10 protein-coding genes and 1 pseudogene are annotated in these 12839 nt (G+C 36.1%); 2 read left to right on the top strand and 9 right to left on the bottom strand.

The features are described 5' to 3' along the window. Position 1 precedes the first annotated feature (1 nt). The 6 genes and pseudogenes from CDOM16189_RS09515 to CDOM16189_RS09540 form a co-directional block, all read right to left on the bottom strand. Positions 2 to 727 (bottom strand): flagellar basal body rod modification protein, encoded by a 726-nt coding sequence (locus CDOM16189_RS09515; RefSeq protein WP_169975161.1) that lies wholly within the window; start codon positions 725 to 727, stop codon positions 2 to 4. A gap of 19 nt (positions 728 to 746) precedes the next feature. Continuing rightward, a complete protein-coding gene (fliK, locus tag CDOM16189_RS09520; protein ID WP_169975159.1) occupies positions 747 to 2219 on the bottom strand; it encodes a flagellar hook-length control protein FliK in 1473 nt (490 codons plus the stop codon). 132 nt (positions 2220 to 2351) lie between these two features. Continuing rightward, entirely contained in the window at positions 2352 to 4337 is a 1986-nt protein-coding gene (locus tag CDOM16189_RS09525) for a TonB-dependent siderophore receptor (protein WP_169975157.1), read from the bottom strand. Between the two features lie 20 nt (positions 4338 to 4357). After that, positions 4358 to 6256, bottom strand: a complete 1899-nt coding sequence (locus CDOM16189_RS09530; protein ID WP_170000996.1) for an iron ABC transporter permease — start codon at positions 6254 to 6256, stop codon at positions 4358 to 4360. Beyond that, on the bottom strand, positions 6253 to 7035 hold the full coding sequence (locus CDOM16189_RS09535; protein ID WP_170000997.1) for an ABC transporter substrate-binding protein: 783 nt from the start codon (positions 7033 to 7035) through the stop codon (positions 6253 to 6255). The genes CDOM16189_RS09530 and CDOM16189_RS09535 overlap by 4 nt, the downstream gene beginning before the upstream one ends. Positions 7036 to 7356: 321 nt before the next feature. Further along, a pseudogene (locus CDOM16189_RS09540) lies at positions 7357 to 7863 on the bottom strand (ABC transporter ATP-binding protein); the annotation flags it as partial. Positions 7864 to 8027: 164 nt separating this feature from the next. Between CDOM16189_RS09540 and typA the strand changes: the two are divergent. Next, the gene (typA, locus tag CDOM16189_RS09545; RefSeq protein ID WP_170000998.1) at positions 8028 to 9836 is read left to right on the top strand and encodes a translational GTPase TypA; all 1809 of its coding nucleotides are present in this window, start codon (positions 8028 to 8030) and stop codon (positions 9834 to 9836) included. Between the two features lie 191 nt (positions 9837 to 10027). After that, the gene (locus tag CDOM16189_RS09550) at positions 10028 to 10594 is read left to right on the top strand and encodes a LemA family protein (protein ID WP_170000999.1); all 567 of its coding nucleotides are present in this window, start codon (positions 10028 to 10030) and stop codon (positions 10592 to 10594) included. Between the two features lie 80 nt (positions 10595 to 10674). Here the strand turns inward: CDOM16189_RS09550 and CDOM16189_RS09555 are convergent, their stop codons facing one another. From CDOM16189_RS09555 to moaC, 3 genes are read right to left on the bottom strand one after another with little or no spacing between them, the layout of a single operon-like run. Beyond that, positions 10675 to 11961 (bottom strand): hypothetical protein, encoded by a 1287-nt coding sequence (locus CDOM16189_RS09555; protein ID WP_170001000.1) that lies wholly within the window; start codon positions 11959 to 11961, stop codon positions 10675 to 10677. An 8-nt stretch (positions 11962 to 11969) separates the two neighbouring features. Beyond that, positions 11970 to 12233, bottom strand: coding sequence for an HP0495 family protein (locus CDOM16189_RS09560; protein WP_170001001.1), 264 nt, complete (start codon positions 12231 to 12233; stop codon positions 11970 to 11972). Continuing rightward, complete coding sequence (gene moaC, locus CDOM16189_RS09565; protein ID WP_170001002.1) at positions 12208 to 12681, bottom strand: cyclic pyranopterin monophosphate synthase MoaC; 474 nt, start codon at positions 12679 to 12681, stop codon at positions 12208 to 12210. The genes CDOM16189_RS09560 and moaC overlap by 26 nt, the downstream gene beginning before the upstream one ends. Between the last annotated feature and the right edge of the window lie 158 nt (positions 12682 to 12839).

The following is a 12839-nucleotide window of genomic DNA, read 5'->3' on the forward strand; positions in this document are numbered from 1 at the left end:
TTTACCCCTCTTTTTTAGCTGGCTCTGTAAATTCTCTAATCTTATCCATTGCGACGTATAGACCGCCGACCTTTATCTGAGCCTCTCCGTTAACAAATTTTATCCCCTCTACAGGATACTTTCCTATGCTTGAGTTATACTCTTTGCCATCTTTATCCTGATAGCTGATCTCCACTCCGTAAACCCCGGCTTTTACTTCGTTTCCTGATTGATCCTTACCGTCCCACTCAAACTCCATAATGCCAGCCTTGGCATTGCCGAATTCTATCTTTCTAATAACTTGCCCATCAGTATTTTTGATCTTTATGGTTCCTGTTTTTCCGTCCGCCTCTAAAAAGGCCATTGAAGTTATCGTAGACATTCCATCCTCTTTGATTATGGAGCTTTCGCCAAGGGTGGCCATCTTACCAAGAGCCGAAACCGCGTACATACTGGTGCTGGCCTTTAGCTGCTCTGCTAGTTTTTTCATCATCTGGTTTGTGTTCTCTTGTGTTTCAAGGGTGGCAAGCTGTGAGGTTTGCGTTAGCATTTTTTCGCTATCCATTGGACTTGTAGGGTCTTGATACTGAAGTTCTGTTAATAAAAGTTTCATAAAAGCATCCTTATCAAGCTGTGCACCCGGGTTTGTGCCATCAGCCTTAGCTAGAGCATCAGCCTTTTTTTTCGCCTTTAGTTTATCAACGGTAAATTCATTTGTAGGTATCTTATTATTTGTATTTATAGCCATCTTCTATCCTTTTAAATTCTTATATATATCTTGGCAATACGATTTCAAGCAAAGGCTGTTCCGCTATCTCTATATCTTCGTTGCCGCTAAAATTTGAGCCCTTATAGGCTTTGTTTCCTTGCTCTTTTTTATGGTTTTGATCGCTGAAATTCATCTCAAGCTCCGTAAAGCCCATATTAACTAGACTAGCTTTAAATTCCGCCTGATTTTGCAAAAATAGATTCATAGTCTGGGTTGTAGAGTTAAAGTTTATATGCAGATTGTTTCCGCGATTTACCATCGTTATCTCAACCTCGCCTAAATTTAGTGGATTAAGTGTGATATTAAACCTCATAAACGGTGATTTATAGGCCTCTACCTGCTCTTTTAGAGTGGTATTAAAGTTATCAAAGGTCTGCCTTACAAGCTGTAGATTTTTACTCTGACTTCTGGCATTTTGCATGATCTCGCGCACCATGGAATTTAGCTCGCTTTCGCTATTTGAGCTGCCTTGCTCGCCGCTAGTATCACTCTGCTCTTTTTCAGGATAGAGCAGGGTTTGTAAATTTATCTTGCTTGAGTTTAAATTTTTCTCATCTACTTTTAAATTTTCATTTTTAATAAAATCTGTTTTTACAAGCTCTTTTTGGACATTTTGAGAGACCGCCTCTTTTATGTTTTCATTTAAAACTGCGTTTTTGGTCAAATTTTCATTTGAGGCTTGATTTTGAGATTGCAAAACTTGAGTATTTTTTGAGGTTTCGGCTTTTTTTAATACTTGCTTGTCTTGTAAATTAGGATTTAAATTCGCTTTAGCATCATCTGCTATATATTTGGAAATCTCTTGTAGCAGCTTGTTTAGTTTCACAGGCTCATCAATACTTTTTGTAAGCTCAATAGCGTCTTCTATCTTTGCCTTTAGTTCAGCGTTAAATATCTGCTTTTGTGGAGTAACCTGAGTAAAAAAGTTATTTTTAGCCAAATTTGGAAATTTCGCGTTTAACTCGCTAACCTGTTCTTTTGTGACAGTTATCTTTTCGAGTCCTAAATTTAACTTTTTGGCTATATGGATAAGCTCTTTTATGTTTTTAGCATTTTTTAGCTCGTTTATATTGCTTTCGACAGATAAGACCTTGGCAAGCTGAGTGCTAAAATTTGGAAATTTACTTATCTTTTCTCCTCCGTTTAACATCTCTAAAATTTGCAAAAGCTGCATAAAGGTAGCATTTTCAAAAAGCTCTGAAGCCGCATCTTCTCCTAAAATTTCTTTTGCATTTATAATCTCTTTATTCTGCTTGGCTTGACTCTTTTTTTGAGCAGACATATTTACGGAATTGGCTATATCTTTTAGATCTCTTTCACTTAAATTTTCACCTTTATTAGCCGCAGCCTCAAGAACCATAGACAAAAATTCACCACTGTCTTCATCGCTTTTATTGGTATTTGTTTGTTGTTTGATACCGCCAGCTATACTAGCGTCAAAGGATAGAATATTATTTCCTGCGGTTTGCATAACTTTCCCTTTTAGATTTTAACTTCTAAAGTATATGCAAAATTTATTCCAAAATTGATTAGAATTAAAAATCGGATGAATTTATTTTTTGTAGTATTGTCAAAGGATATAAATACCCTTTGACAATTAAGCTTACCATCTATATTTGGCGGTCAAAGTGGCGCGCAATCCTTCGCCATAGTAGCAAAAGTATCCGTCGCATCCCGAAAAATACTCTTTATTTGTTAGATTATTTACGTTTATAGAAGCACTAAAATTTTTATATTGATACTCAGCCATTGCATCAAGCAAAGTATATGATGCGGACTCATATCCGCTTACGCTACCATCAGGAATAGGACTTGTGTATCTTATGCCGCCACCCAATTTTAAGTTTTGGTTATCGGATATATTAAATTTATATGTTAAAAACGATGATAGTGTGTTTTTAGGAACTAAAGGAGTTTTGGCTACTATATCTCCCTTTGCCCCGCTATGTGTTTTTGAGTCTATATAGTGAGTATATGATATAAGCCAATTTAAATTATCAACTAAGTTTAAATTTGAGCTTAGTTCCAACCCTTTTGTTTGTTGTTTTCCTGCTTGACTTTGGATATATAGTCCGCCAACCATACCTCCTACAAGAGAGTTTTTCTCCTCTATATCAAAATACGATAGGCTAAATTCACCGTCAACAAAATCAGGAAGGTATTTTATGCCGACTTCATATTGTCTGCCTTCTATAGGCTTATATCCTACGGCGCTGTTGCTGCCCACTACCGGAGTAAATGATTCGGAGTAGTTTATAAAAGGCATCAGTCCAAGCGTATCAAGATTATACATCAATCCTACTTGATAAGTGGTTTTTGATATGTCGTAGTCGTTTTTAGTGCCAAGGGTATCGGAATTTTCTTTTAGTTTGTCGTAGCGAATCGCCGCATTTACTATAAAGTTATTAAAAAAGGTTGCTTGGTTATTTAGGTAAAGACCAAGTTGAGACTGATCTACGAAGTATTTTAAAGCCGTATTTGGTTTAGCCACACTTGGTCTTGTTCCGATAGGCCAAGCCGCAGTGCTGGAAAAGCCATAAATTCCGTCAGCTTTTATTTTGCGATAATCAAATCCGAATGTTGTTAAATTTTTGATATTTTCGCCTTTAAATTCGTAAGTAAGGCGATTATCAAGAGTGTGTGAATTTGCGCTCGCATCTACTAACGTTACTCCAAAAAATCCTACATAAAGCGTAGCCAGTTGCTCTTTTGCCTCTTTATTAAATTTGTAGCTTGAATCAAATTTCAAACTATCGGTAAAATTATGTGTTAACTCGTAACCAAACGAGCTCTGGTTTCTTCTTAAAAAATCGCTACTTGAACTAGGACTTACTCCTCTTTTTACATTCATCACGTTTGGATACGGATAAAAAGCCGTTACTCCGGTGCCTTTGTCTTTAGAGTGGCTTGAAAGCAGGGTGAGGCTTGTATGGTCTCCTAGCAAAAATAGCAAAGAAGGAGCTATATAGTAGTGCTTATTATGCGTAAAATCAACATCCCCATGCTTTTTCTCGTAATTTCCCACGAGGCGAAACTTGACTCTATCAGTAAAAATATTGTCGCTTAAGTCAAAAAATACCCCTCTTTGATTTTTGTTTCCGAGCTTAATGCCTATTTCGCCAAATGGAGTTACGGTAGGTCTTTTGCTTACCAAATTTATTACTCCTCCGCTACTTGAAGCACCGTAAAGAAGTGAATTGGCACCTTTTACTATCTCTATGCTCTCAAGTCCGTAAATATCGTGTTGAGTTCCTAAATAGCCGCCCTTATAAGGAGTGGCGCCATCTATGGTAATTGTGGCGTTAAATCCTCTAAGCTTAATCCAGTCCGTAGTATCAAGATCGGTTCCGTAAGGATTTATAAAACCCGCCTCATACTTTATGGCATTATCAATTTGTGTAGCTCCTTGTTCCATAGTTGTTTCTTTAGTAATTACGGATGTCGAGTTTGGCTGCATAAATTCTATTTTACCGCTTCCTTTTGCAACCGAACCTACTACGGACACCTCTTTTAATTCTACACTTTGAGCCCCTAAAAGCATGCAAGCACTTAAACTAAGAAGTATTCCACCTCTTATGCAATATCTCATTTTTTCTCCTTTTTATGAAGTTATCTAAAATTTCTTATCATAAACACAAAATATAGACTTCCGATTATCGTCGAAACAAGTCCTGATGGTATCTCATACGGGCTTATTAGCGTTCTTCCTAAAAAATCAGATACCACCATTAAAATAGCCCCTATTAAAAGGGCTGATAATATCTTTAGGGATGCTTTGTGGTATCCTAAAAATGATGCTATATGGGGAGCCAGAAGTCCGATAAAGCTAATAGGCCCTATGCTAAGAGATGCTATAGAGCTAACTCCTGCGCAAAACAAAAATAAGATTCCGCGATATTTAAATAAATTTAGACCCAGACTTGAAGCGCTTATATCTCCAAGACTTAAAATATCTAGCTCTTTTGAGTAAATTAATCCTACTATAGTGCTAAAAATAGCTACTACGACCATAAATAATGCCCATGTCGAGGTTACTGAATATGTGCTACCAGAGGCATAGTTAATAAAGTTATAAATTCTGCTATCTCCCCATGTCAATAAAATTTTTTCTACAGATCCTGTAAATGCCATTATGGCTATGCCTGTTAATATTACTTTTTGAGGAAGCATTCCGTTTTTGTAGTTTAAGGTTATCATAAAAGCCAGCATTAAAAAAGCTCCTGATACACCAAGGGGTATGGTTAAAAAGGGAGCTGTAAACATAGCAATTAAAACCCCTAAGCTAACTCCTGAATTAATGCCTAAAAGTTCCGGTGATGCCATAGGGTTGTGGCTAAGGCTTTGTAAAACCACTCCTATTAAACCAAGCATTATTCCGCTTGTGAGCGCGGCTACAATCCTGCTTATTCTAACATTTAAAATTTCAGTTTGAAAATTTTGCGAGTCATAAAATAAAGAAAATATGCAAACAAAAACCAATGCTATGAATAAAATTATCAAAAGATATGTTTTGCCTGTTTTTCTTACCTTTCTTGTAGCTTTGGTTTTTATGCCACTTTCGACGTTTTTTATACCCCAAAATATCAACCAAACAAGCAATGGAGTGCCTAAAAATGCACTTATTCCTCCTGCGGGTAGATTAATGTTGCTTATTTTTAATACGATCATTAAAATTTCATCCGTAATACCTAGAAGCAAGCCCCCAAAGAGTCCGCAGTATACTAACTTTGAAGTGAAATTTGAAAATTTAAACCTGTCTACTATAGTGTATGCCCCAAGTCCTATAAAACTTATTATGCCAACAAAGGCTACTGTTATAGCGGTAAGATATGCCGCAAGTAAAAGCCCTATTATACGTGTTTGTTCGATATTTACCCCAAGTGCCTTGCAAGCACTGTCTCCTAAGATAAAAAGATGAAAAGAGCTGGAAAAATAAAAGATTAAAATCAGTGCGGGAGCGGAGTAAATTAGCATGAGATAAAAGTCCATGACTCCATCTTGAGCCATATCTCCACTCATCCATACAGTGACAAAATAGCTCTCCTCTTGAAAAAATAGTAATAAAAGTGTGGTCAAAGAACTGAAAAACAGTCCTATAATAAGACCGGAAAGAGTTGTTGTAAAGACTGAAAATCCTTGTTTTAGCGAGAGTATAAAAAGTATTCCTAGCGCCATTATCGCTCCGAAAAAAGAGCTAAATACACTATTGGACTCAAGATTTGGAAAAAATAAGGCTGTGGTCAACATGAAAAATCCGGCACCGCTTCCTACCCCTAATGTGCTATCGCTTGCTAGAGGATTTTGTGTGATTTGAGCCATGATTGCAGTAGCTATTGCCAAAAAAGCCCCGCATATAAAAGCTACTGCAATACGAGGTAGGGTGTAGTTAAAAATAATAAGTTTTCTAATCCGAAAATCATAATCTATAAGTGAAATTGCCTCTAAATAAAGAATAATTGCTACTAAAATCACAAATATAACAAATAATGTGAAAATCAGTTTTTTCATTTTAACTGGCTTTTTAGTTCAAAAACCAGTCTGTAAGCGAATTTTTGCATACTGGCTATAGCTCCCGCACTCCAAACAGGATCTAATTCTATTCGATTTTCGAATAATTTTAACTCTCTGTAAATGCTGTTAAATTTTAGTTCGTGTTCTATATTTATTGGGTTTGGCTTGATTATTACTATTCTTGTGTTGTTTGGAAGATGAAAAAGTGCAGTCAGAGGTATAGTGGCTATACCCCAAAGATTTGTGGCGAATTCATCTTTTATTGCATTTATTAGTCCCAGCTTTTCCAGGCTTATACCGTAAATACTGTTTTTGCCGTAAATTCTAAGTCGTTTACTATCTATAAACTGAACTACTGCTATTGGAGCAGAGGTAAAAAATTTGACCTTATCTTTTAAAATTTTAAAAATTTCTTCATTTCTACTTATTAAATTCGCAGCTTCTTTTTCCCTGTCTATCAGCTGTGCTATCTCTTTTGTTGCATTAATTAAATTTTCATATAAATTACCATCTTTATATGCATCTATTACAGCTACATTGGAGTATTGAGATAGTGTATTTTGATGAAATTTAAAAAACGAAGGGATAATAGTGATGTCTGGTTTGATCTTTATAAGGCTTTCTAAATTCGGTTGCATTCTAAGTCCAAGATCGACTACATTTTCTGAAAGCTCGGGTTCTTTAACCCAAATTTTATAATTTCTTTTATCTCCTATAGCAGCTATTTCGTATCCGAGAGAGCCTAAAATTTCAGCCGCAGTCCAATCTATCGCCACAACTTTTTTAAAGTCGGCGACAATCATTTGGATTGTGACAAGAAATATTAATAATATACGCATTTAAAATATCGCTATAGGTTGATTTTTGATCGGATGATCTATGATATAAGCCTGAATACCGTAAATTTGCTCTAGTTTATCTTTATTCATAACGTTTTTTGCATCATCGTTAAATACTATGTTTCCATTTTTTAAAGCTATTAGTTTATCACAGTAAAGCGAGGCTAGGTTTATATCGTGAATAACGATAATAATGCCTATCTTAAGCTCTTTACAAAGTTTTGATATAAGATTCATAACTTCTATTTGATATGAGATATCAAGTGGAGCTAAAGGTTCATCAAGCAAGAGAAATTTACTCTCTTGAGCCAATAGCATTGCTAAAAAGAGGCGAGATTTTTCGCCCCCTGATAGGGTTTGAACCTCTTGATCTTTAAAATTGAGTGTTTTTGTAATCTTTAGGCATTTGATAACTATATTATTATCTTTTAATCTATCTCTTAAAAACCCGCTTTGATGAGCATATCTGCCCATGCTTACTAATTCAAAACCGTTTAAATAAGAGGTATCAGGCAAAATTTGCGGCAAATAGGCGACTTTTTTTGCAAATTCTTTAGAGTGATACTTTTTTATGTTTTTATTGTCCAGAAATACGCTGCCTTGATATTCTTTTTGCTGTTTTGCCAAAATTTTTATCAAAGAGGACTTGCCAGATCCATTATGTCCTATAAGTCCATAAATTTTACCGCTTTTAAATTCTAAATCGAGAGGGTGCAGAATGATTTTATCGTCGATTTTAAGGCTAAGATTTTGTGCTTTAAGCATAGGAAACGATACCTATTATAATAATTAAATTGATGCCTTGTGAAATTATATCAATCTTATTTTAAATTTATATAAAGTTTGTCCGGCAAACAATAAAACAAAATTTTAGTATTTTTTAGATAAAATCGCCTCTTATTAGATGAAAATAGATTGGAGATTTGGTTTTGGAAAATATACGAAATATAGCCGTTATCGCACACGTCGATCACGGCAAGACGACGATGGTTGATGAGCTGCTTAAACAATCAGGCACATTTAACGAGCATCAAAACGTCGGCGAGCGTGTTATGGATAGTAACGATATCGAAAGAGAGCGCGGTATCACGATCCTTTCAAAAAACACCGCGATAAAATACAAAGATACAAAGATAAACATCATCGACACTCCGGGACACGCGGACTTTGGCGGTGAGGTTGAGCGTGTGCTAAAGATGGTTGACGGCGTGCTTTTGCTCGTAGATGCGCAAGAAGGCGTTATGCCCCAAACCAAATTCGTCGTTAAAAAGGCTCTTTCTTTGGGTCTTCGCCCGATAGTCGTGGTAAATAAGATAGATAAGCCCGCAGGCGATCCTGATCGCGTAGTAAATGAAATTTTTGATCTTTTCGTAGCGCTTGAGGCAAATGACGAGCAGCTTGAATTTCCTGTCATATACGCAGCTGCAAGAAGCGGATATGCAAAATACTCGCTAAGCGATGAAAACGTCGATATGAAGCCGCTTTTTGAGACTATTTTGGCGCATGTTCCTGAGCCTAGCGGAAATTTGGAAAATCCTTTACAGCTTCAAGTATTCACGCTTGATTATGACAACTATGTCGGCAAAATCGGAATCGCGCGTATCTTTAACGGCAAAATTTCTAAAAATCAAAACGTAATGCTAGCTAAAGCAGACGGCACGAAAACAACAGGCAGAATTTCAAAACTCATCGGATTTTTGGGGCTTGAAAGACGCGATATAGATGAGGCCGGAGTCGGCGATATCGTAGCGATTGCGGGATTTGACGCGCTTGATGTGGGCGATAGTGTGGTTGATCCAAATTCCCCTATGCCGCTTGATCCGCTTCGTATAGAAGAGCCAACTTTAAGCGTTGTTTTTTCGGTTAACGATAGCCCGCTTGCGGGAACGGAAGGCAAACACGTAACGTCAAATAAGATTGATGAGCGACTTGCAAACGAGATGAAGACAAATATCGCGATGAAGTATGAAAACCAAGGCGAGGGTAAGTTTAAAGTTAGCGGACGTGGCGAGCTTCAGATAACGATCTTGGCTGAAAATATGCGCCGAGAGGGCTTTGAATTTTGTCTTGGCAGGCCGGAGGTTATCGTTAAGGAGATTAACGGCGTTAGATGCGAGCCTTTTGAGCTGCTTGTGATTGATGTGCCTGATGAGTTTAGCGGAACGGTTATCGAAAAACTCGGACGCAGAAAGGCTGAAATGGTCTCGATGAGTCCTACGGGTGACGGACAAACCAGAATCGAATTTGAAATCCCTGCGCGCGGACTAATCGGCTTTAGAAGCCAGTTTTTAACAGATACCAAAGGCGAAGGCGTGATGAATCATAGCTTTTTGGAATTCCGCCCGCTTAGCGGAAGCGTGGAGCAAAGAGGCAACGGCGCGCTGGTTTCTATGGAAAACGGCGTAACGCTTGCGTATTCGCTATTTAACCTGCAAGATCGCGGCGTGCTATTTGTCGATCCGCAGACTAAGGTTTATGTGGGCATGATAATCGGCGAGCACAGCCGTCCAAACGACCTTGACGTAAATCCTATCAAGGGCAAAAATTTAACCAACGTGCGTGCAAGCGGAAGCGACGATGCGATCAAGCTTGTTCCGCCTAGAAAGCTAAGTCTTGAGCGCGCTCTTGAATGGATCGAAGAAGATGAGCTGGTCGAAGTAACGCCTGTAAATATTCGCGTCAGAAAACGCTATCTTGACCCGACCATAAGACGCAGAATGGCGAAGTCTAAGGAGTAAAATTTAGTTTTTATGCGTCTTAAGAGATATTTTAAATCTTTTTTTGACGTATTTTTTTAGTTTTTAAGTTTTTTAAAGTACATAAAATTCAAAAATTAATATATTAAAATTTTTAAAGAGATTTTTTATTATTTTATATAAAATAAGTATTGTTTTGTTATAATTTAAATTAGGTATTTTAAAGGGTTGTAATGGGAAATTTTATATGGTTATTGATCTTTGTTGCTATTTTAGCCGTTTATGCAATAATTATTTATAACTCATTAATTTCCAAAAAAAATCAAGTGGCAAATATTGAGGCTGGAATTGATGTTCAACTAAAGCGCAGATATGATTTGCTTCCAAATTTAGTGGCTACTGCAAATCAATATTTGATTCATGAAAGAGAGCTTTTAGAAAAGATCACAGAACTGAGGTCTAAAGCTAAAAATGCAAAAACTCAACAGGAAAAATTTGATTTAAATGCTAAAATTTCAAATTTATTGCCAAACATTCAGTTTATGCTTGAAGCTTACCCTGAGCTAAAAGCAAATGAGAATTTGCTCTACTTGCAAGAGAGTTTAAATGAAGTAGAAGAACAAATTTCAGCTGCCAGGAGAGCGTATAATTCGGCGGTTGAGATATATAATAATGCCGTTGAGATGTTTCCTTCGAATTTAGTCGCAAGTCTTATTGGATTTCAGAAAGTTAAATTTTTTGATATTCCTTGGACTGAATCCAAGAATCACGATGTAGGCGAACTCTTTAAGCGCAGCTAGTGATCAAATGACTTCATAATTTAGTATTTTGTTTTATTTGTTATTTTTTGCAGAATATAATCTCTAAAAATATGGGCTAATTAATTTAGCCCATTCTTGTCATCATCTTTAATGCCTATTTTTTCTTTTGTATTTTTTATGAAATTTTCAGCAGCTTTATAGAATTTTTCTCCAAGTTCTTTTGACTTGCTTTTTAAATTTTCTCCTAAATCGCTACTTAAATTTTCCATCTTTTCGCCAGCCTTTTTTTCAAATTCATCTATCTCTTTTTTAAGCGATTCGAGCTTTTTGTTGGCATCAAAATTCTCTTTTAATTTCTCGCTTTTTTCGTCAAGCTCGCGTTTTAGCTCTTCAAATTTCATAGTCGCTGTTTTGACAAATTTATTGATATTTTCATTTGTCTTAAGCTCTTCCAGTCTAATATTTAGCTGTTCACTTAGCTCATTTTGAACACGTTTAAATTTCGCATAGTAGCTATCAAGAGAGTCTTCTAAAATATCGTTTATTATGCTTGCTGACGGCTCTTGCGTCTGCGCCATGAGGTCTTTTAGCATCTGGATAAAGTCCTCTTCTATTCCTATTAAATCCTTAACTGAATTTACTAAATTTTGGCTATCCGGAGCAAATTTCATATCGTCTTTAAATTTTTCAATAGATTTTGTAATTCCATCTTTTGAGCCAACTATAGCCCCATATATTAGATCTTTGGCAAACAGATGATCCTCGTTTGCTATTACTGTTGCCGTCTCTATAACGCTTCCTGAAATTTCCAAAAATCTTTGTTTAGTAAAATTTCCCTCATTAATTGCGCCGTAAACGATATTTTTTGCTATCTCTGTGCTCGTATCTCTTACATCTTCGCCTTTTTCTATTGTTGTTAAAAAGGCTGTTTCTGTGGTTTCTTTAAGTATCCCAAGCATTTGAAAATCAAGAAACATCGCATCATTTATCTTGCCTATTATTTCGTTTTTGTTTTCAAAATCGCTGTCTTGGATATAGTCCTCGACTGCTTCAAGAGAGCTTTTTATACTATCTTTAATGTCATTTTTTTGATTTAAAATTTGTTTTTCTACCTGCTCTTTTTCGTAAATAAGCCTATATAAAAATTGCTCTTTTGATTCGGTAGAAGCGTCTATAAGTCCGTCTATAAGGTTTGATATGCTTTTTGGATTTAGTAAATTTTCACTTTTTAATATTTGGCACATATCTGAAAATGTATGCAAAAGCTCTTGATTTAGCTCCTTTTGACACTTGATATCTTTGAATTTTTTCTTGCCAAGATCGCAAGCAAGCTCTCTAATTAAAACTAAAATTTGAGGATTATCTTTGTTTTCCACGATTGTATGTAAAAAAATTTTATTTTGCATAATATCTCCTATAATACGTATTTTGAAACATGCCTTAAGGCCGAAAATAGCTCCAAGCGCTCCTCGTTGGAATTGACTATAACACTTAGATTGTAGCTTTTATATTTGCCCTCTTTGCTTGATTTTGAGACAACCAGCTTGTGTTCTCTGTCGCCTACAATATCAAGCACGATTTTATGCGCATTTTGATCTTTTTCAAAAATTACTTTATACTCCCAAAAATTTGGATATTCTATTTTTGGCTCTTTATTTAGCTCGCAAATATTCGCCACTTTTACCTCCGCTTTTACTTTCAAGCATTATGTCTGTTATCTGCATGGTTTTATCTATAGCCTTTATCATGTCGTAAATAGTTAAAAGGCCTATGCTAACTCCGGTTAGCGCCTCCATCTCCACGCCTGTTTTGCCGTCTATCTTGACGCTTACTATGAGTTTAAATGCGGTAATTTCCGGGATTTCTACTATATCGCAATCTATACCGCTTATTAGTAGAGGATGGCACATCGGGATTAGTTCGCTTGTCTTTTTTGCTCCTGTTATTGCCGCTACTACTGCTGTTTGCAATACAGGACCCTTTTTGCCGGTATTTTCTTTGATAGCATTGAATGCAGCTTCGCTCATTTTGATTATTCCACTTGCTACAGCTATTCTCGTAGTTATCGATTTTTCACTTACATCTACCATTTTTGGACGATTTTTTTCATCTATATGTGTTAGCATTTACTTCCTTTAATGTTTTAAAAGATTATATCAGAAAAAGTTTAAGGAGAAAAAAATACGCCCCTAAAATAAGGAGCGTATTTGAGTTGTTACAAAAAGGAGGTTTTTCTTGTCGGACAATGAAATCATATCTAAGGGGGTTAAATTTTAACTCAACT

It is taken from the genome of Campylobacter sp. RM16189 (assembly GCF_012978815.1).
Taxonomy (GTDB): domain Bacteria; phylum Campylobacterota; class Campylobacteria; order Campylobacterales; family Campylobacteraceae; genus Campylobacter_A.